A 19,535-nucleotide genomic window follows, 5' to 3' on the forward strand; every position below is an offset into this window, starting at 1 on the left:
GCGCAGGCGGCCGGGGTCACACGTTGGTGATCGACACGGCGCGCGTGTTCAGGTGCGCTTCGATGGCCTCCGGGCCGCCTTCGGAGCCGTAGCCCGAATCCTTCAGCCCGCCGAAGGGCAGTTCGGCCGACGGAGTGGCTGGCTGGTTGATCCACAGCATGCCCACCTCGACCCGCTGCGACAGCAGGTGCGCGTGCTTGAGCGAGCGGGTGAAGGCATAGCCGGCCAGGCCGTAGGGCAGGCGGTTGGCTTCGGCGATGGCGTCCTCGATCTTCTCGAAGCCGCGCACGGCGGCCACGGGGCCGAAGGGCTCTTCGTTGAAGATGCGGGCGCTGAGCGGCACGTTGTCCAGCACCGTGGGCTGGAAGTAGTTGCCTTCGCTGCCGATGCGCTCGCCGCCGGCCGTGACCTCGGCGCCGCTCTGGACGGCGTCCTGCAGCAGCTCGGCCATGGCGGTGACGCGGCGGGGGTTGGCCAGCGGGCCCATCTGCGTGCCCTCGGCCAGGCCGTCGCCCACCTTCAGGCCCTGCGCATGGCGGGTGAGCGCGGCAACGAAATCCTTGCGAATGCTCTCGTGCACCAGAAAGCGCGTGGGCGAGATGCAGACCTGGCCGGCATTGCGAAACTTGGCGCCCCCGGAGGCCTTCACCGCCAGCTCGACGTCCGCGTCGTCGGCCACGATCACCGGCGCATGGCCGCCCAGCTCCATCGTCACGCGCTTCATGTGCTTGCCGGCCAGGGCCGCCAGCTGCTTGCCCACGGCGGTGGAGCCGGTGAAGGTGACCTTGCGGATGACGGGGTGCGGAATGAGATAGCTGGAGATCTCGGCCGGATCGCCATACACCAGGCCCACGGTGCCGGCCGGCACGCCCGCATCGGCGAAGGCGCGGATCAGTTCGGCCGGGCTGGCCGGGGTCTCTTCTGGCGCCTTGACGAGGATGGAGCAACCCGCGCCCAGCGCGGCGCCCAGCTTGCGCACCACCTGGTTGATGGGGAAGTTCCAGGGCGTGAACGCGGCCACCGGGCCGACCGGGTCCTTCAGCACCAGCTGGCGCACGTTCAAATTGCCGCGCGAGGGCACGATGCGGCCGTAGATGCGCATGCCTTCGTCGGCGAACCATTCGATGATGTCCGCCGCCGCCATGGCCTCGACCTTGGCCTCGGCCAGCGGCTTGCCCTGCTCCTGCGTCAGGATGCGGCCGATGGCTTCGGCGCGCTCACGCATCAGGCCGGCGGCGCGGCGCATGATTTTTGCGCGCTCGACGGCGGGCAGGTCGCGCCAGGCCTCGAAACCCTTTTGCGCCGCTTCCAGCGCGCGGTCCAGGTCGGCACGGCCGGCATGCGCGACCCGGCCGATCTCCTGGCCGGTGGAGGGGTTGTGCACGGCAATCGTTTTGCCGTCGGCCGCGTCCTGCCACTGGCCGGCGATGAAGAGTTGCGTGTTGGGATAGGTCATTCGAATAGCTCCTTGCAGGATTGGAAGGGGATGCGCTTGCACTTTCGACCCCACTCGCCCGGAGGGGTCACCCGGGCCCGCAGGCCGGCGAGCGCGGCAGCAACCAAGCACTATAGGTCGGCTGCCGCAGTCCTGCAGGCTCGCCCATGACAACCCTGTGCCATCGGGTGTCCAGAGACCTCGCCGAGCCGCTGCACCGCCCGATGAAGATAAGAATGGTTCTCGATACCCTCTAGAATGCCCGCCTGGCCGCACGGCGCCGCTGCCTCGCGGCCGCCTGATCCTGCGCCCCTGCCTCAGCCACCCGCTGCCGTCCGCGCATCCGGGAAGCCAATTCCGCCACCGTGCCTCATTTCATCGACGGAAAGCCTTCCATGCGATTCACGCGATTGCCTCGTCTCAACCTCGTCGCCGCAGCCGCGCTGCTGGCCAACGCCACCGCGCCGGCCCATGCCCAGGCTCAAGCCCCGGCGCCCGCCGCCACGCTCGCGCCCGTCACGGTCAATGCCAACGCGGAGGGCGAGAACCCCACCGCGCCCGTCAGCGGCTTCGTCGCCAAGCGCGCACTGTCGGCCACCAAGACCGACACGCCGCTCATCGAGACACCGCAGGCCATCAGCGTCATCACCCGGGACCAGATGGAAGCGCAGGGCGTGCAGACGCTGCGGCAGGCGACGGCGTACTCGGCGGGCGTCGTGTCGAACTACTTCGACAGCCGGCAGGACACCTTCAAGGCACGCGGGGGCGACGTGACGCAGTACCTGGACGGCATGGTGCGCTTCATCGGCTACTGGAACGACACCCGGCCCGACCCCTATACGTTGGAGCGGGTGGAATTCCTGCGCGGTCCGTCCTCGGTGCTGTACGGGCAGGGCAGCGTGGGCGGCGTGCTGAACCTCACCTCCAAGCGCCCGCAGGCCGAAGCCCTGCGCGAGGTGCAGGTGCAGGTCGGCAGCCATGCCCGCAAGCAGATCGCCGCCGACCTGACGGGCAAGCTCACCGAGGACGGCCAGTGGCTCTACCGCCTGGTGGCGGTGGGGCGCGACAGCGACACCCAGGTGGACCACGTGCCCGACGACCGCCTGGTCTTCGCCCCCACGCTCACCTTCAAGCCCAGCGCCGCCACCTCGCTCACGCTGCAGTTCACGCACCAGAAGGACGAAAGCGGCTCGATGATCGGGTTCTTCCCGTGGCAGGGCACGCAGCTGCCCAACCGCTACGGCCAGATCCCGACGTCCACCTTCATCAGCGAGCCCGGGTGGGACCGCTACGACTCCGAGAGCACCACCTGGGGCTATCTGTTCAGCCACCAGCTGGGCAACGACTGGACGGTGCGCCAGAACCTGCGGCGCAGCCTGGGCGAGGTGGACTACCGCACGCTCTACACCAGCTTCGCCGCCAACGCGGCGCGGGGCCGCCCCGCCCGGCCGGTGTTCAATGCCGACGGACGCACCGTGGTGCGCGACGCTTCCTGGACGGTGGGCAATTCGCGCATGCTGCTGGTGGACACGCAGCTCGAAGGCAAGCTGCGCTGGGGCGAGACCGAGCACACCGTGCTGGGCGGCATCGACGTGCAGCGCAACCACTGGGGCCAGCGCACCTGGCGTGCGCTGGCGCCGTCCATCGACGTCTACGCCCCGGTTTACGGCAACTTCACCGCCCCGGCCGACACGGCCCTCGTGCGGCAGCCCGACGTGGAGCAGCGCCAGCTGGGCTTCTACGCGCAGGACCAGATCAAGTGGGGCCGGCTCACCGCCACCGTGGGCCTGCGGCACGACCAGGCCAAGAGCGAGACCCAGGGCCGCCCCGCCGCCGCGGGCGACGACAAGGCCTGGACCAAGCGCGCCGGTGTCACCTACCAACTGGACGGCGGCTGGGCGCCCTACCTGGGCTATTCCGAGTCGTTCCAGCCGCTGGGCGGGGCCGACTTCTACGGCGCGCCGTTCAAGCCGCAGCGCGGCGAGCAGTGGGAAGCGGGTGTGAAATGGCAGCCCGAGGGCCAGGGCATCTCGGCCTTCGCGTCCATCTACCAGCTGCGCGAGAAGAACCGCAAGACCACCGACCCCGGCAACCCGCTCAACAGCCTGCAGATCGGCGAAGTGAAGACCAAGGGCTTCGAGGCCGAGATGACGGCCAGCCTGGCGCGCAACTGGGACTGGACCGTGGGCTATGCGTACACCGATGCCGTCATCTCGCGCAGCAATGCCGGCGACCAGGGCCAGCCCGTGGCCAGCGTGCCCCGGCACACGGCCTCGAGCTGGCTCATGCACCGCTTCGCCAGCAGCGGCCGCGGCGGCTGGACCGTGGGCGCGGGCCTGCGCTATACCGGCTCGCAGTGGAGCGGCACCAGCGCCATCACCACGCCCTCCGCCCTGCTCACCGATGCGCTGGCAGCGTACGACGCGGGCCAATGGCGCCTGGCGCTCAACGTGACCAACCTCACCGACAAGGTGCAGATCACGCAGTGCCTGGCGCGGGGCGACTGCTTCTACGGCCAGCGCCGCACGGTCACCTTGACGGGCACGTACCGCTTCTGACCCGGCTCAGCGCGCTGGCGGAGCGGCAGCGAGCCACCCGCCGCCGACCACCGGATCGGCCGAAGCCAGCGCGCCGGATGCGCCTTCCCCCCAGCCGCCGCCCAGCGCACGGATGAGGCCCACCGTCGCCGTTTGCTGAGCGGTGCGCACCTGCAGCGCCTGGCGGCGGTTGCGCAGTTCGCTGCGCCGTGCGTCCAGCAGTTCCAGCTGGCTGACCAAACCGTTGCGGTAGCGCGAATCGGACAGCTGCGTGGCGCGCCGGGCGGACTGCACGGCCCGCTCCTGCGCCTCGGCCTGGCCGGCGAGCAGGCGCAGGGCGCCCAGCTGGTCCTCCACCTCGCGGAACGCCGTCAGCACCTGGCCCTTGTGCGCGGCCATGGCGCCCTCCAGCCGGGCGCGGGCGCCCTCTTCCTGCGCGGCGCGCTGGCCCCCGTCGAAGATCGGCAGCGACAGCAGCGCACCGATGCCCCAGGACCGCGCCGACCACTTGAAGAGATCGCCCAGCTCGGGCGACGCGAAGCCGCCGTTGCCGGTGAGCGTGACGGCCGGAAACCACGCCGCCTGGGCCACGCCCACGCGGGCCTGCGCGGCCAGCACCGCCGCCTGCGCCGCCGACACGTCGGGCCGGCGCGCCAGCACCGTGCCCGGCACGCCGGCCGGGATGGCGGGCAGGGCCGCTTCGGCCGGTGCGGGCGGCACGGTGAAGCCGGTGGCCACCTCGCCCAGCAGCACGGCGAGCGCATTGCGCAGCAGCACCTGCTGGCGCTCCAGCGCCAGCGCCTCGGATTCGGTGGCCGCCACCTCGGTCTGCACGCGGGCCAGGTCCAGCTCGGCCACGTCGCCCGCCTGATAGCGGCGCTGGGTGAGGCGCAGCGTGCCCTGGTAGGCATCGAGGCTCTCCTGCACCAGGGCGCGCTCGGCCTGCACGGCGCGCAGCTGCAGATAGGTCTGCGCCACGTCGGCCTGCACCATCAGCCGGGCGCTCTGCAGCAGCGCAGCCCGCGCCTGCGCGTCCAGCCGCGCCGCGTCGCTGGCCTGCGACAGGCGGCCGAACAGGTCGAGTTCGTAAGACACGTTCAGGCCCGCCGTGGCCAGCGTGGCGGGCACGGGCCCGCCGGAGGCCGTATTGGCGCCGGCCTGCCGGGCCACGCCCGTCGATGCGCCCACCTGCGGCGCCCGGTTGGCATCGGCCGAACGCAGCAGCGCCCGGGCTTCGGCCAGGCGCGCAGCGGCTTCCTGCAGGCTGGTGTTGCCGGTGGCGGCACGCTCCACCAGGTCGTTCAGCACCGGGTCGGCAAAGCTCTGCCACCAGGCGCCGCGGGGCTGCGCTTCAGCGGGCGCGGCGGTCGTCCAGAGAGGCGAGGTGCTTTCCGCGCTGAAGCGGGTGGGCACGGGCACACCGGCGTGGGCAGGCTGCGTCAGGGTGGGCGTGCCCACGCAGCCGGCCAGCACCAGGGCGGCGGCCAGCGGCAGCAGCCGCACCGCCCGGCGCACGTGAACGGCGGAACTGTCGAAGGAAGCCATCAGGGAATCAGCAGACATGGTGAAAGGTCCTCGTTGGTTTGCTTGGCTTGCGGCGTTTCATTCGTGCTGGCCGCGCGGCGCGGCCAGCACCGGCTGGGCGTTGGCACCCAGGCTGCCGGCGTCGGGCGGGCTGATCGGCGCCACGTGGCTGCCGTGCTGCTGCAGCGGCCGGTTGCCCGCCATGCGGCGCAGCACCACGTAGAACACCGGTGTGAGGAAGAGGCCGAAGGCCGTCACCCCGATCATTCCGGCGAACACCGCCACGCCCATGGCGCTGCGCATCTCGGCACCCGCGCCCGTGGACAGCACCAGCGGCAGCACGCCCATCACGAACGCCAGCGAGGTCATGAGGATGGGGCGCAGCCGCAGGCGGCTGGCTTCGATGGCGGCCTGCACCGGCGTGCGGCCGGCGAATTCGAGCTCGCGCGCGAATTCCACGATCAGGATCGCGTTCTTGGCCGACAGCCCCACCAGCACGATGAGCCCGATCTGCGTGAACACGTTGTTGTCGCCGCCGGTCAGCCAAACGCCCGCCATGGCGGCCAGCAGGCCCATGGGCACGATCAGGATGATGGCGATGGGCAGCGTCAGGCTCTCGTACTGCGCGGCCAGCACCAGGAACACCAGCAGGATGGCGATGGGGAACACCAGCACGGCCGAGTTGCCTGCCAGGATCTCCTGGTAGGTGAGTTCCGTCCACTCGAAGCCGATGCCCTGCGGCAGCGTCTCGGCGGCGATGCGCTCGATGGCGGCCTGCGCCTGGCCCGACGAGTAGCCGGGGGCGGGCCCGCCGTTCACGTCGGCGGCCAGGAAGCCGTTGTAGCGCATGGCGCGCTCGGGGCCGAAGCTGTTCTCGATCTTCATCAGCGCCGACAGCGGCACCATCTCGCCCGTGGTCGAGCGCACCTTGAGCAGGCCCACGTCTTCCGCCCGGGCGCGGTAGGCCGCATCGGCCTGCACGCGCACGCTGTAGGTGCGGCCGAACTGGTTGAAGTCGTTGGCGTAGAGGCTGCCCAGGTAGATCTGCAGCGTCTCGAAGATGTCGGTCACCGGCACGCCCAGCTGGCGCGCCTTGGTGCGGTCGATGTTCGCGTAGAGCTGCGGCACGTTGACCTGCCAGCTGGTGAAGAGGCCGGCCAGCTCGGGCGTCTGGTAGGCCTTGGCCATGAAGGCCTTCACCGCCGCGTCCATGGCTTCATAACCCAGCGAGGCGCGGTCCTCGATCTGCAGCTTGAAGCCGCCCGTCGTGCCCAGCCCGGCCACCGGCGGGGGCGGGAACATGGCGATGAACGCCTCCTCGATGCTGCCGAAGGCCTGGTTCAGCTGGCCTGCGACGGCGCCGCCGCTCTGGTCGGCACGGGTGCGCTCGGCAAAGGGCTTGAGCGTGACGAAGACGATGCCGGAGTTGGAGCTGTTGGTGAAGCCATTGATCGACAGGCCCGGGAAGGCGATGGCGTCTTCCACGTTCGGGTTCTTCTTCACGATCTCGCCCATGCGGCGGATCACGTCGTCCGTGCGGTCCAGCGTGGCGCCGTCCGGCAGCTGGGCGAAGCCGACCAGGTACTGCTTGTCCTGCGCGGGCACGAAGCCCCCGGGCACCGCCTTGAACAGCCCCCAGGTGACGAACACCAGCGCGGTGTAGATCACCAGCATGAGCGCCTTGCGGCCGATGACGCGCTGCACGCCGCCGCTGTAGGCCTGCGAGCCGCGGTGGAACACGCGGTTGAAGCGGCGGAAGAACCCGCCCAGCACGCGGTCCATGCCGCGCGTCAGCGCGTCCTTGGGTTCGTGGTGGCCCTTGAGCAGCAGCGCGCTCAACGCCGGCGACAGGGTCAGCGAATTGATCGCCGAGATCACCGTGGAGATGGCGATGGTGACCGCGAACTGCCGGTAGAACTGCCCCGTCAGACCACTGATGAAGGCCAGCGGCACGAACACTGCCACCAGCACCAGCGCGATGGCGATGATGGGGCCGCTCACCTCGCGCATGGCCTGGTAGGTGGCCTCGCGGGGCGACAGGCCCGCCTCGATGTTGCGCTCGACGTTCTCCACCACCACGATCGCGTCGTCCACCACGATGCCGATGGCCAGCACCAGCCCGAAGAGCGACAGCGCGTTGATCGAGAAGCCCAGCAGGTGCAGCACGGCGAACGTGCCCACCACCGACACCGGCACCGCCAGCAGCGGAATGATGGAGGCGCGCCAGGTCTGCAGGAACAGGATCACCACGACCACCACCAGCGCGATGGCTTCCAGCAGCGTCTGGATCACCGAATGGATGGAGGCGCGCACGAATTGCGTGGGGTCGTAGGCGATGCGGAACTCCACGCCCTCGGGCATGTGCTTTTGCAGCTCGGCCATGGTGGCGCGCACGTTGGACGAGATGTCGAGCGCGTTGGAGCCCGGCGCCTGGAACACGCCCATGCCGACGGCCGGGTCGTTGTTGAGCAGCGAGCGCAGCGAGTAGTCGGCTGCGCCCAGCTCCAGCCGGGCCACGTCGCGCAGGCGCGTCACCGCGCCGTCGGCGCCCGTCTTGACGATGATGTCGCCGAATTCCTCGACCGTCGCGAGGCGCCCTTGCGCGTTGATCGACAGCTGCATGTCCACGCCCGGCAGGCCCGGCGACTGCCCGACCACGCCGGCTGCGGCCTGCACGTTCTGGCCGCGGATGGCGGCCACCACGTCGGCGGCCGACAGGCCGCGCTGCGCGACCTTCTGCGGGTCGAGCCAGGCGCGCATGGAATAGTCGCCGCCGCCGAAGATCTGCACCTGCCCGACGCCGGGAATGCGCGCCAGCCGGTCCTTGACGTTGAGCACCGCATAGTTGCGCAGGTAGTCGATGTCGTAGCGGCCGTTGGGCGAGACCATGTGCACGACCATGGTCAGGTCCGGCGCGCTCTTGACGGTGGTGATGCCCAGGCGGCGCACTTCCTCGGGCAGGCGCGGCTCGGCCTGCGAGACGCGGTTCTGCACCAGTTGCTGCGCCTTGTCGGGGTCGGTTCCCAGCGCGAAGGTCACGGTGAGCGTCATCACGCCGTCGGTGGTGGCCTGGCTGCCCATGTAGAGCATGCCTTCCACGCCGTTGATCGATTCCTCCAGCGGGGTGGCGACGGTCTCGGCGATCACCTTCGGATTGGCGCCGGGATAGGTGGCGCGCACCACCACGGAGGGCGGCGCGACCTCGGGGTATTCCGAGATCGGCAACGCGCGCAGGGCGATCAGCCCCGCCAGGAAGATGAGCACCGACAGCACCCCGGCGAAGATGGGGCGGTCGATGAAGAAGCGAGAGAGGTTCATGGTGTTCTTGCCCTGGTTGCGGCGCCGTCTCAGGCCGCCGGTTGCTTGGCGGCGGCGCGCGCCTGCCGAGCGTCGCCGCCCTGTTCGGCCTTGGCGGCCATCGGCACTTCCTGCGGGGCGATGGCAGCGCCCGGGCGCACGCGCTGCAGCCCGTTCACGACGATGCGCTCCCCGGCCTTCAGGCCCGAGGTGACGACGCGCAGGCCATCGACCGGCGCGCCCAGCTGCACTTCGCGGTACTCCGCCTTGTTGCCCTCGCCCACCACCATCACGAACTTCTTGCTCTGGTCGGTGCCGACGGCGCGCTCGTTGATGAGCACGGCCTGCGCGCTTCTGGCCTGGCCCATGCGGATGCGGGCGAACTGGCCCGGCATGAGCGCGCCATCGGCGTTGTCGAACACGGCCCGCACGCGCACCGTGCCGCTGCGTGCGTCGACCTGGTTGTCGATGAGCTGCAGGTGCCCGGTGTGCGGCGTGCCGCCGGCCGTGCCGGTGCCCATCTGCACGGGGATGCGCTCGATTTGGGCGCGGGCGCCCTGGCCGCCGCGCAGGCCGCCCAGCGCGCGCGCGACGATCTGCTCGTCGGTGTCGAAGCTGGCGTAGATCGGGCTCACCGACACCAGCGTGGTGAGCACCGGCGCGCCGGCGCCTGCGGCCACCAGGTTGCCCTGGGTGACCTCGATGCGGCCGACGCGCCCCGAGACCGGGGCGCGCACCTGGGTGTAGCCCAGGTTCAGGCGCGCCGCCTGCAGCGCGGCCTGGGCGGCGTGCAGGTTGGCGTCGGCTTCGCGCTGGGCGTTCATGCGCTCGTCATGCTCGCGTTGCGCGATGGCCCGCTCTTCCCAGAGGCGCGTGGCGCGCTCCATTTCGCTGCGGGTGTACGACACGCGGGCCTGCGCGGCGGCCACCTGCGCGGCGGCACGGTCCACCTCGGCGGCGAAGGGCGCCGGGTCCACCGTGAACAGCAGGTCGCCCTGGCGCACGAGCGCGCCTTCGCGGAAATGCACGGCCTGCAGGGCGCCCGCCACGCGCGGCCGCACGTCCACCCGCTGCACGGCTTCCAGCCGGCCGGAGAACTCGTCCCACAGCGACACCTCCTGCTGCACCACGGCGGCGACGGACACGGGCACGGCGGCCGGCGGCGCGGCGGCGGCCTGGGGCGCTTCCGCATGCGAGGTGCCCAGGCCGAAGACAGCACCCCCGGCGGCGGCCAGGGCCACGGCGGCGCCGGCGGCGGTCCACCAGCGGCGTGCGGAGGATGGAGCGGGCGCGGCCGCCGGCAATGCCTCTGGCGTGCGGACGGGCTGGGAATCGGGCTTCGACGGGTCGTTGATGTGTGTCATGGTGGTTCCTCCTTGTGTTGCAGGGCCGGGCGATTCGGTGCGATGGAAAAAAACGCGGGCAAAGCGGTGCCCTCCGGCGCATCGGGCCCGGAAAAAACGAACGGTGGTTGAACGCCGTGCGATCGGCAGGCGTGTGCAGTCTCCGACCTCAACCGTGGTTGAGGTCAAGCGGAAATCGATGGGTGACGGCGGCGGCAGCGCGGCGCCGCGCGATCAGAGGACTTAAGGGCTCACAGCGGCGGCCGACATCGCGTCGCCTCGAAGAACTGGCGCAACTGCGCCTGCACCTCGGGCGCGCAGGGGCAGTGGCCGGCGCCCTGCTGCAGCAGGGCTTCGGGCCACTGCGCGGCCTGGTTGAAGATGTGGCGCGTGACGGGCTGGCCGGCGGCTTCGAGCCGCGCGGCGTAGGCCAGCGCTTCGTCGCGCATGGGGTCGTCGCTGCCCACCAGCACCAGCGTGGGGGGCAGCCCGGCCAGGCGCTGTGCGGCGGCGGGCACGGCATAGGGGTGCTCGGCGTCGCGGGTGCAGCCCAGGAACTTGGTCCAACCCATCGACCACTTGCAGGCGGTGGCCTCGCCCGTGGCGGCACGCACCGAGGGCGTGCCCACGCAGGGGTCGAGCATGGGCGACAGGAGGATCTGTCCGGCGATCGGTGGGTGCGACTGGTCGCGTGCCATCAGGCCCACGCCCGCAGCGAGGTTGCCGCCGGCCTCTTCGCCGGCCAGGTAGACCGGCGCGCCGGCCCCGGCCAGCCGCGTGCGGTGCTTGAAGGCCCACTGCAGCACGGCATAGCCCGTCTCCAGCGGCTCCGGGAACGGCGCGAGGGGATAGGCCACCGACACCACCAGCGCGCCCGCGCCCTGCAGCAGGGTGGCCACGGTGCCGCCGTTGTCCAGGTCGCCCGACACGAACGCGCCGCCATGGAAATGCACCACCAGCGGCAGCGCCGCAGCCGGCGCGGTGCCCGTCTTCGCCTTGGGCTTCTTGCCGTACACCCGCACGCCGACCTGCCGGCCGGGCGCCACGTCGATGGTGGCGTCGGCGCAAGCGGGGGGCGCAGGCGGGCTGGGCGGTGGAGCAGCGGAGAAGGGAGATGACATGGGGTGGGTCCCTGACAGGAGGCCGGGTGATGAGCAATGTAGCGGCCCCGGTCGGCACGATAAACCCGCGAATGGCCATTGCTCTGTTTCCAAACGCGGAACAATGCACGCCCTGCCCGCGTGTGAGAATTCTTCCACCCCGACCAGGGATGAGGAAGGACAAGCCATGGACCAGATCCAGGCCATGCGCATCTTCGCGCGGGTGGTGGAAGCCGGCACGTTCACGCGCGCGGCCGATTCGCTGCATCTGCCCAAGGCCAGCATCACCAAGCACGTGCAGGCGCTGGAAGCGCGCCTGCGCGTGAAACTGCTCAACCGCACCACCCGGCGCGTCACCGTCACCGCCGACGGGGCCGCCTACTACGACCGCACGGTGCGGCTGCTGGCCGATTTCGACGACATCGAGGCGAGCATGGGCCAGGCGCGCTCCAGCCCGCGTGGCCGGCTGCGCGTGGACGTCGGCTCCTCCGTCGCGCGGCTGCTGATCCTGCCGCGCCTGGCGGAGTTTCAGCAGCGCTTTCCCGACATCCAGATCGACCTGGGCGTGAGCGACCGCACCGTCGACCTGATCGGCGACAACGTGGACTGCGTGATCCGCGGCGGGGAGCTGGCGGACCAGTCCCTGGTGGCGCGGCGCATCGGCAATCTCGAATTCATCACCGTCGCGTCACCGGCCTACCTGGCGCGGCACGGCACGCCGCAGCACCCGCTGGATCTGGAGCGCGGCGACGGCGCCCACCGCTGCGTGATCTACTTTTCGCCAGTGTCCAGCCGCCGCTATCCGCTGGAATTCCACCGCGATGGCGAGGTGCTGGAACTGGCCGGCCCGTCGCAACTGGCGGTCAATGAAAGCAACGCCTACGTGACCGCGTTGATGGCGGGGCACGGCGTGGGCCAGATCACCACCTTCCAGGCCGACCAGCCGCTCGCCGAAGGTCAGCTGGTGCGCGTGCTGCCGGAATGGACGCAGCCGCTGCTGCCGGTCTATGTGGTGTACCCGCCCAACCGCCACCTGAGCGCCAAGGTGCGGGCCTTCGTCGACTGGGCCGCGGAGCTCTTCGCCGGCGACCGGCTGCTGCAAGCCCCGCCCGGCACGGTCTGAGCGACGGGAGCGGCCGGCGAGGCTGGCGCGCGCAGCGGGCGGGCCATGCGCAGCGGCATGCCAGGCGCCGAAGCCAGGCAATTGCTACAATAATAATAGCTATATGCGCTTATGCAGCAAGCGCTGTCGGTCATTTTCCCTGTGAAAACGACGTGAATCGGCGCAGGGCGTATGCTCCCTCGCCATGCATGACGACCCCACCCTGCCACCGACCGCCACCCCCGCTGCCGACGCCAGCGCATCCGCTGCCCCTGCAGCGGCGCCGGTCCGCTCCAGAGACCCGCTGCACGGCGTCACGCTGGAGGCCATGGTGGTCGCGCTGGAGCGGCATTTCGGCTGGCGCGGCCTGGCCCAGCAGATTCCGGTGCGCTGCTTCCAGAGCGACCCGAGCGTGTCGTCGAGCCTGAAGTTCTTGCGCAAGACGCCCTGGGCGCGAGAGAAGGTCGAAAGCCTCTATCTCTTCATGCTGCGCGAGCAACGCCGCCAGGGGCAGCGCTGAACCTGTCGCGCCGGAGTGGGGTGAAAGCGGTGCGGCCATCGCGCCGGCGTGCGCCCCCATCGGCAACCGCTGGCGCTCCCCCTCCGCCACTGACGGGCACCAGGGCGCAGCTCGTCGCAGGCCGATGGCGCCTGCCGAAGGCGGCCGGCACAGTGACATCACGGACGGCCATCCCGCGCCGCCCTGTCCTACCGGAGAGCCTTTCCATGCACCCCTTCATGGCTTCTTTCGACGCCGCCCTGTCCACGGGCCGCCGTCTTGCACCCCGCTCGACGCTGGCCGCCGCGGCCTGGCTGTTCATGCTGTCGGCGGGCGCCACCGGCGCGCTGGCGCAGCAGGCCGCGCCCCCTGCGGGCGCCGCCAATGCCCCCACCACCGCCACCACCGCCACCACCAGCACCGCGACCGCCGGGACTGCCGTGCAGGCAGCCCCATCGGCCGCGGCCGGCAGCGCACCGTCCGCCCCTGCCCCGCTGACCCGCGCCCAGGTCATCGCCGAGCTGGAATGCGCACGGGCGTCGGGCGAGATGGAGGCCGCGATGCTGCAGTCGTATGGATTGCCTTCCACGGCACCGGTGCAGCGGCCGGCGGGCGGCAGCGGCTGCACCCTGCCCACCGCCCGTCGCTGAGACGGCGCATGAGCCGGCGCTCCCAGGCGCCACGGCACCCGGGGCCGACGCTGCGGCGCTGCCCCGGGCAGCAGGGCGGGCGTGCCGGGCGCGTCAGTTCGGCACCGGCACCAGGAAGTCGCGGCTGATGCCCGCGCCCAGCTCGTTCACCCGATCCAGGAACTGCGTGAGGTACGCATGCAGGCCGGTCGCGAGGATCTCGTCGATGCGGCCATAGCGCAGGTCGGCCAGCAGCCGGCCCGCCTTGCGCTGCGTCTCGCCCGACTGCTCGTTGGACACCACCGCCAGGTTCTCCGCCACCTCGTGCAGGCTGGCATGCAGCGAACGCGGCATGTCGCGGCGCAGGATGAGCAGGTCGGCCACGCGCTCGGGCGTGATGACGTCGCGGTAGGCCTTGCGGTACACCTCGAAGGCCGACACGCTGCGCAGGATGGCGCTCCAGTGATAGAAGTCGAATTCCGGCGTGGCGCGGCGCGGGTTCTGCACCGAGCCGTGGAAGTCGCTCTGCACAGCGTGGAATTTCACGTCGAGCAGCCTGGCCGTGTTGTCGGCCCGCTCCAGGAACGTGCCCATGCGCAGGAAGTGGAAGGCCTCGTCCTGCAGCATGGTGCCCAGCGTGACGCCCCGCGACAGGTGCGAGCGGTACTTCACCCATTCGAAGAACTGCGCCGGGTCGCGCTCGAACACGCCGCCGTCCAGTTGCCGGCTCAGCTCCAGCCAGGTCTGGTTCTGCGTTTCCCACACCTCGGTGGTGAGCGCGCCGCGCACGGCCCGCGCGTTCTCGCGTGCCGCGCGGATGCACGACACGATGGACGACGGATTGGTGCCGTCGTGCACCATGAAGTTGAGCACGCCGGCGGCGGTCACCTCGCCATGCTTGGCGGTGTAGGCGGGCATCAGTTCGCTGATCGACAGCAGGCCTTGCCAGCCTTCTTCGGAGACCGCGGCGGATTGGGGCAGCAGGGACGTCTCGTAGTTGACGTTCAGCATCCTGGCGGTGTTCTCAGCTCTCTCCGTGTAGCGAGACATCCAGAACAGATGATCGGCAGTGCGACTCAGCATGCAGCCTCCTCGGGCAAAGAACCCCGCACGCGCTGCGCGCGTCCGCAGTGTTGTGGCGAAAGTCCGCCTGCGGCGGCCTTTTCTGCCCGCTCGGTGTAGCGAGACATCCAGAACAGATGATCGGCAGTGCGACTCAGCATCTCAGACTCCTCCCAGGGTTTGCGTCATGCCGCCCATGGTCTGGGTCTGGGTCATGCCGCCGATGGTCTGCGCTGGCGCAGGAAATGGCACCGGTGGCGCGGTGCTGTCTTCTCCCAGCACCCAGGTGTCCTTGGTGCCGCCGCCCTGCGACGAGTTGACGACCAGCGAGCCTTCCTTGAGGGCCACGCGGGTCAGGCCGCCTGCCGCCATCTGCACCTTCTGGCCCGACAGCACGAAGGGCCGCAGGTCGATGTGGCGCGGGGCGATGCCCGACTCGACGTAGGTGGGGCAACTGGAGAGCGACAGCGTGGGCTGGGCGATATAGCCGGCCGGGTTGGCGACGAGCGCGGCGCGGAACTCCTCGATCTCGGCCTTGGTGGCGGCCGGGCCGATCAGCATGCCGTAGCCGCCCGCGCCGTGGACTTCCTTCACCACCAGTTCATGCAGGTGGTCCAGCACGTACTTCAGGTCGTCTTCCTTGCGGCACATCCAGGTGGGCACATTGGCCAAAATGGGCTCTTCGCCCAGGTAGAAGCGGATCATGTCGGGCACGTAAGGGTAGACCGACTTGTCGTCGGCGATGCCGGTGCCCACCGCGTTGCAGATCGCCACGTTGCCGGCGCGATAGGCGTTCATGAGGCCCGCGCAGCCGAGGGTGGAGGTGGGACGGAAGACCTGCGGATCGAGGAAGTCGTCGTCGACCCGGCGGTAGATCACGTCCACCCGCTGCAGGCCGCGCGTGGTGCGCATGTAGACGAAGTTGTCCTTGACCACCAGGTCCTGGCCCTCGACCAGCTCCACGCCCATCTGCTGGGCGAGGAAGGCGTGTTCGAAGTAGGCGCTGTTGTACATGCCGGGGGTGAGCACCGCCACGGTGGGCTCGGCCGCGCCGGCCGGGGCGCTGGCGCGCAGGGTGTCGAGCAGCAGGTCCGGGTAGTGCGCGACGGGCGCCACTTTGTGCAGGGAAAAGAGCTCCGGGAAGAGCCGCATCATCATCTTGCGGTTCTCCAGCATGTACGACACGCCGGAGGGCACGCGCAGGTTGTCTTCCAGCACGTAATAGACGCCCTCGCCGTTCGCATCGGGCGCGCGCACGATGTCGATGCCCGCGATGTGCGCGTACAGGTCGCGCGGCACGTCGACGCCCACCATCTCGGGGCGGAACTGCGCGTTGCGCATGATGAGGTCGGAGGGCACGATGCCGGCGCGGATGATCTCCTGGCCGTGGTAGACGTCGTGGATGAAGCGGTTGAGCGCCGTCACGCGCTGCACCAGGCCCTTCTGCATGTGGGACCATTCGTGCGCGGGAATGATGCGCGGGATCAGGTCGAACGGAATCAGCCGCTCGGTGCCGGCGCCGCCCTCGTCCTTGGCGCCATACACCGCGAAGGTGATGCCGACCCGGCGGAAGATCATCTCCGCCTCGGCGCGGCGCGCCTGCATCGCTTCTTCTGGCTGTTTGCCCAGCCACTGGCCGTAGCGTTTGTAGTGTTCCCGCACGTCGCTGCCCTGAAACGGCAGTGACGCGTACATCTCGTCGAACTTCTGCATAAAAAGCGGTGCCTCCTGCGTCCAGCATAGCAAGTTGTGCGCCTGAATTCCGTCAGACGGGTGCGAGATTTTTTCCAATCTTCAAGCAGGGGCGTCTCTCTCGGTACGGCCGGCTACCCGTCTGCCGGGTCCGCGCCCTGTGCGGCGCCGTCGCCGGGCACGTGGTGCCAGTAGCGCCGCGCCAGCGCGCGGTGGCACCGCACCTGATCGGGTTGCGCCGACGCCCATGCGATCGCGCCGCAACGGTCGGTGCGGACCAGCTCGATGCGTTGGCCGGCGTACCGCGCGGCCACATCCGCCGCCGGGTGCCCGAAACGGTTGCGGTAGCCCGCCTGTACCCAGGCGGTGCGCGGCGCCACGGCCTGCAGGAAGGCCGGGCTCGACGACGTGCGGCTGCCATGGTGGGGCACCAGCAGCACGTCGGCGCGCAGGGGCGCGCCGCGGGCGACCAGCTCGGCCTCCTGGGCGCGCTCGATGTCGCCGGCCAGCAGGGCCGCCGCGCCGCGGCCGGACCCCGAAGCAGCCGCGTCGATGCGCAGCACGCAGCTGTGCGTGTTGGGTGCGCCCACGGCAGGGTCGTCGCCCGGCGGTGGATGCAGCCACTGGAAGCGCACGCCGTCCCACTCCCACGCCTCGCCGGCGGTGCACGGCACTATGGGCCTCAGTTGCCGCAGCGGGTGGCCCGCCTCCACCGAGCCGCGCACATCGGCCCCCGGCTGCTGGCCCAGCACCGCCGCCGCGCCGCCCGTGTGGTCGATGTCGCGGTGGCTCAGCACCAGCCGGTCCAGCCGTTCGCCGGTGGCGCGCAGCAGCGGCACCAGCACGCGCTCGCCGGCATCGCTGTCCTGGTGGTAGCGCGGGCCGGCATCGTAGAGCAGCGCATGCCGGGCGGTGCGCACGATCACGGCCTGGCCCTGGCCGACATCGGCCGCCAGCAGATCGAACTGCCCCGGCGGCGGGCGCGGCGGCTGCCACCAGAGCGCGGGCAGCAGCAGCGGCAGACCCAGCAGGCGCACCGTCCAGGGCAGGCGCAACGCCAGCAGCGTGCCCCCGGCCACGGCGGCGGCGCCCGCCCAGAGGGGCGCGATGGCCAGCGACAGCTGCGCCCAGGGCCAGTCCGCCAGCCACTGCAGCCCGGCGGACAGGGGCCGCACGGCCCAGGCGGCGGCGTCCCAGAGCGGCGCCCACAACATGCCGCCCAGCGCCAGCGGCGTGACGACCAGCGTGGTCCACGGAATGGCGACGAGGTTGGCCAGCAGCCCCACCACCGACACCTGCCCGAACAGCAGCAGGCTGAGCGGGGTGAGCGCCAGCGTGACCACCCACTGCTCGCGCAGCATGGAGCCGAATCGGCCCCGGGCGCCGGTATCGACGGGGCCGACAGCTCCGGCACTGCTGGCAAACAGCACCGCCACCGCCACGAAGCTCAGCCAGAAGCCCGCCTGCCACAGCGCCCAGGGGTCGAGCAGCAGCACCGCGGCGCAGGCCAGCAGCCACACCTGCGGCCACGGCCAGCGGCGGCCCGACAGCCGCAGCAGCGCCACCACGGCCAGCATGCACACCGTGCGCTGCGCCGGCACGCCCCAGCCGCTGAAGAGCGCATAGCCCGCCGCCAGCAGCACGCCGCAGGCCAGCGCCGCCGTGGGGGCGGGCACCGCCAGGCAGAGCCGCCGCGACCGCCGCCAGCCCGCGCCCACCAGCCGCGCGGCGAGCCAGGCGAAAAGCGTGATGTGCAGGCCGGAGATGCTCATCAGGTGAGCCACGCCGGTGGCGCGGAACACATCCCAGTCGGCGCGGTGGAGAAGAACAAACAAGTCCTACTCCCGAACAATAGGTCCTACCTCAGCAAGTTTTCATCAATAGGTCCTACGCCAAAGCATAGGAACCATCCCTGTAGTCAGAGACAAAAGGTCCTACTTTCGAAGGAGCCGACAAGCATCCATATCTCACTGGGCACCAGTTGAGAACGGGCTTGTTTGAGCCTTGGCCCAAGAATAGGGCCCAGCTCGAAGGGAAACGACACTCTTCTGCTTGTTTCGACAATAGCTACCACGCTCAAACCCGATGTTGAACAAATGGTGCTACTCCAGCCTACCCCACCTCGTTCAAACCGGAGTTCCGTCGTCTTTCCTGTGAGGCGTATAGCACCCCAGCAGAGGCCGGTTGCTTCCGCAAATGCGGGTCGAAACCGGCCTGAACGTCAACTTTAGCCCTGATTTGTGGGTAAGACGCTGTCCAGGCAACTGTCTGCCAACTGAAGCGCGCAGGGGCTAATGGTCGCTGGAACCAGCTTTAACCTTGCGGGTCTTCAAGGGCACAGTCCCCCGTGCCTTCGACCCTACCCTCTCGGCAGTTGCTTTCTTGGCGGCTACAGCTCTGGCGGCAACCCTAGTCGTGACCACCCAGCGCTCCGTCTTTGCCTGACCTGCAGCTTCCGCAGCTTCAATCAGCAACTCTGCTTTGACCAACAACTCCGAGGCGCTGAGGCCGAGCGCATCGCACATCTGGGCGTAGGTCTGAAGGCTGATGGACATCTCGCCCCGTTCGGCCAAGCCGACCGTGTTCCGATAGATGCCTGCTTTGTGCGCAAGACCCTCTTGCGAGAGCCCTGCCTCAAGGCGGGCAGCACGGAGCACAGAACCGATGGTGGCCAGAAAATTCATGCGGGCGGGATTCAAGAAACCTTTCAGTCTCTGCATTGCCCATTTACCGGTCTACCCAATATATTGCCCAAACCTCGGTAACGGAATAGACTGTGGCCCCGACCTCAGCGCCTGTTCCGCCGCAACCTTCGGCTTTCCGCGCTGCCTCTTTCAGTATTCGCACGCCCAAGAAGCTGCTATGGACCGCCACGCCCTTCGCACGTCCCTCAGGGATGAAATCAAGCTCGCAGACCTCGGAGCATCCGAGAGCCGTGGTGTTCGTGCCTGGAACGCGGTGGAGATGCCAGGCAAGTTCTGGATTCATGCCCGGCGCACCGAGGACGGCGCGCGCGGCACCGCTGACCGGCGTCACTGGATGACCTGCAACTTCTACGAAGCGCTGCGTTTCGGGCGCGGCGAGAACGTGACGTCCTTCAGCTTGTATGTCGGTGTTTTCACTCCGAGTACCGCATGTGGGTTCGTGTTTGGCGAGGTCGTCGAAGTACTGCGCGCTGTGCCGACCGGAGCGTTCTTTGTCAGATATGGCAACGGCTTCTCTGTGATGTTGAGCCGCGACGGCCGGGATGATGAGTTGACCCCAACTGGCTTCGAACCCTTCTACCGGGCAGACGCATGGCGACCGAGCTAACCT

The 19,535-nt window shown here is 69.8% G+C and carries 14 protein-coding genes and 1 pseudogene; 5 read left to right on the plus strand and 10 right to left on the minus strand.

The features are described from left to right. Positions 1–16: 16 nt before the first annotated feature. On the minus strand, positions 17–1,456 hold the full coding sequence (locus tag ABWV53_RS01980; protein ID WP_353362375.1) for an NAD-dependent succinate-semialdehyde dehydrogenase: 1,440 nt from the start codon (positions 1,454–1,456) through the stop codon (positions 17–19). Positions 1,457–1,830: 374 nt separating this feature from the next. On the opposite strand from ABWV53_RS01980, the gene ABWV53_RS01985 reads away from it, so the two are divergent. Then, positions 1,831–3,993 carry a TonB-dependent siderophore receptor gene (locus ABWV53_RS01985; RefSeq protein ID WP_353362377.1) on the plus strand — a complete coding sequence of 721 codons (2,163 nt, stop codon included), beginning with the start codon at positions 1,831–1,833 and terminating at the stop codon, positions 3,991–3,993. Positions 3,994–3,999: 6 nt separating this feature from the next. Here ABWV53_RS01985 and ABWV53_RS01990 read toward each other — a convergent pair whose 3' ends face one another. From ABWV53_RS01990 to ABWV53_RS02005, 4 genes are all read right to left on the minus strand, one after another. Next, on the minus strand, positions 4,000–5,517 hold the full coding sequence (locus ABWV53_RS01990; protein WP_353362736.1) for an efflux transporter outer membrane subunit: 1,518 nt from the start codon (positions 5,515–5,517) through the stop codon (positions 4,000–4,002). 57 nt (positions 5,518–5,574) lie between these two features. Next, entirely contained in the window at positions 5,575–8,814 is a 3,240-nt protein-coding gene (locus tag ABWV53_RS01995) for an efflux RND transporter permease subunit (RefSeq protein ID WP_353362379.1), read from the minus strand. Positions 8,815–8,843: 29 nt separating this feature from the next. Next, positions 8,844–10,157, minus strand: a complete 1,314-nt coding sequence (locus tag ABWV53_RS02000; protein ID WP_502903809.1) for an efflux RND transporter periplasmic adaptor subunit — start codon at positions 10,155–10,157, stop codon at positions 8,844–8,846. Positions 10,158–10,387: 230 nt separating this feature from the next. After that, the gene (locus ABWV53_RS02005) at positions 10,388–11,257 is read right to left on the minus strand and encodes an alpha/beta hydrolase (RefSeq protein ID WP_353362381.1); all 870 of its coding nucleotides are present in this window, start codon (positions 11,255–11,257) and stop codon (positions 10,388–10,390) included. Between the two features lie 166 nt (positions 11,258–11,423). Between ABWV53_RS02005 and ABWV53_RS02010 the strand changes: the two genes are divergently transcribed. The 3 genes from ABWV53_RS02010 to ABWV53_RS02020 all read left to right on the plus strand — a co-directional run bounded on the left by ABWV53_RS02010 (position 11,424) and on the right by ABWV53_RS02020 (position 13,487). Further along, positions 11,424–12,359, plus strand: a complete 936-nt coding sequence (locus ABWV53_RS02010) for a LysR family transcriptional regulator (RefSeq protein WP_353362383.1) — start codon at positions 11,424–11,426, stop codon at positions 12,357–12,359. Positions 12,360–12,543: 184 nt separating this feature from the next. Beyond that, on the plus strand, positions 12,544–12,858 hold the full coding sequence (locus tag ABWV53_RS02015; protein ID WP_353362385.1) for a VF530 family protein: 315 nt from the start codon (positions 12,544–12,546) through the stop codon (positions 12,856–12,858). Positions 12,859–13,076: 218 nt separating this feature from the next. Then, positions 13,077–13,487 (plus strand): DUF4148 domain-containing protein, encoded by a 411-nt coding sequence (locus ABWV53_RS02020; protein ID WP_353362387.1) that lies wholly within the window; start codon positions 13,077–13,079, stop codon positions 13,485–13,487. Between the two features lie 93 nt (positions 13,488–13,580). Here the strand turns inward: ABWV53_RS02020 and ABWV53_RS02025 are convergent, their stop codons facing one another. The 5 genes and pseudogenes from ABWV53_RS02025 to ABWV53_RS02045 form a co-directional block, all read right to left on the minus strand. Further along, on the minus strand, positions 13,581–14,549 hold the full coding sequence (locus ABWV53_RS02025) for an alpha-E domain-containing protein (RefSeq protein ID WP_353362389.1): 969 nt from the start codon (positions 14,547–14,549) through the stop codon (positions 13,581–13,583). After that, positions 14,543–14,689: an alpha-E domain-containing protein gene (locus tag ABWV53_RS02030; protein ID WP_353362391.1), complete on the minus strand. Its 147-nt coding sequence runs from the start codon at positions 14,687–14,689 to the stop codon at positions 14,543–14,545. The genes ABWV53_RS02025 and ABWV53_RS02030 overlap by 7 nt, the downstream gene beginning before the upstream one ends. Position 14,690: 1 nt before the next feature. Further along, positions 14,691–16,241, minus strand: coding sequence for a circularly permuted type 2 ATP-grasp protein (locus ABWV53_RS02035; RefSeq protein ID WP_353362393.1), 1,551 nt, complete (start codon positions 16,239–16,241; stop codon positions 14,691–14,693). 113 nt (positions 16,242–16,354) lie between these two features. Then, positions 16,355–18,043, minus strand: a pseudogene (locus ABWV53_RS02040) (DNA internalization-related competence protein ComEC/Rec2); the annotation flags it as partial. Positions 18,044–18,511: 468 nt separating this feature from the next. Next, the gene (locus ABWV53_RS02045; RefSeq protein WP_353362395.1) at positions 18,512–18,904 is read right to left on the minus strand and encodes a helix-turn-helix domain-containing protein; all 393 of its coding nucleotides are present in this window, start codon (positions 18,902–18,904) and stop codon (positions 18,512–18,514) included. 178 nt (positions 18,905–19,082) lie between these two features. Between ABWV53_RS02045 and ABWV53_RS02050 the strand changes: the two genes are divergently transcribed. Continuing rightward, entirely contained in the window at positions 19,083–19,532 is a 450-nt protein-coding gene (locus tag ABWV53_RS02050) for a hypothetical protein (RefSeq protein ID WP_353362397.1), read from the plus strand. Positions 19,533–19,535 lie beyond the last annotated feature (3 nt).

The organism is Acidovorax sp. FG27 (genome assembly GCF_040365715.1).
In the GTDB taxonomy this organism is placed as follows: Bacteria; Pseudomonadota; Gammaproteobacteria; order Burkholderiales; family Burkholderiaceae_C; genus Paracidovorax.

What these genes read in the sequence shown, in the direction of transcription:
- ABWV53_RS01980 (WP_353362375.1), bottom strand. Translation starts at nt 1,456, where the DNA reads ATGACCTATCCCAACACGCAACTCTTCATCGCCGGCCAGTGGCAGGAC.
- ABWV53_RS01985 (WP_353362377.1), top strand. Translation starts at nt 1,831, where the DNA reads ATGCGATTCACGCGATTGCCTCGTCTCAACCTCGTCGCCGCAGCCGCG.
- ABWV53_RS01990 (WP_353362736.1), bottom strand. Translation starts at nt 5,517, where the DNA reads ATGGCTTCCTTCGACAGTTCCGCCGTTCACGTGCGCCGGGCGGTGCGG.
- ABWV53_RS01995 (WP_353362379.1), bottom strand. Translation starts at nt 8,814, where the DNA reads ATGAACCTCTCTCGCTTCTTCATCGACCGCCCCATCTTCGCCGGGGTG.
- ABWV53_RS02000 (WP_502903809.1), bottom strand. Translation starts at nt 10,157, where the DNA reads ATGACACACATCAACGACCCGTCGAAGCCCGATTCCCAGCCCGTCCGC.
- ABWV53_RS02005 (WP_353362381.1), bottom strand. Translation starts at nt 11,257, where the DNA reads ATGTCATCTCCCTTCTCCGCTGCTCCACCGCCCAGCCCGCCTGCGCCC.
- ABWV53_RS02010 (WP_353362383.1), top strand. Translation starts at nt 11,424, where the DNA reads ATGGACCAGATCCAGGCCATGCGCATCTTCGCGCGGGTGGTGGAAGCC.
- ABWV53_RS02015 (WP_353362385.1), top strand. Translation starts at nt 12,544, where the DNA reads ATGCATGACGACCCCACCCTGCCACCGACCGCCACCCCCGCTGCCGAC.
- ABWV53_RS02020 (WP_353362387.1), top strand. Translation starts at nt 13,077, where the DNA reads ATGGCTTCTTTCGACGCCGCCCTGTCCACGGGCCGCCGTCTTGCACCC.
- ABWV53_RS02025 (WP_353362389.1), bottom strand. Translation starts at nt 14,549, where the DNA reads ATGCTGAGTCGCACTGCCGATCATCTGTTCTGGATGTCTCGCTACACG.
- ABWV53_RS02030 (WP_353362391.1), bottom strand. Translation starts at nt 14,689, where the DNA reads ATGCTGAGTCGCACTGCCGATCATCTGTTCTGGATGTCTCGCTACACC.
- ABWV53_RS02035 (WP_353362393.1), bottom strand. Translation starts at nt 16,241, where the DNA reads ATGCAGAAGTTCGACGAGATGTACGCGTCACTGCCGTTTCAGGGCAGC.
- ABWV53_RS02045 (WP_353362395.1), bottom strand. Translation starts at nt 18,904, where the DNA reads ATGAATTTTCTGGCCACCATCGGTTCTGTGCTCCGTGCTGCCCGCCTT.
- ABWV53_RS02050 (WP_353362397.1), top strand. Translation starts at nt 19,083, where the DNA reads ATGGACCGCCACGCCCTTCGCACGTCCCTCAGGGATGAAATCAAGCTC.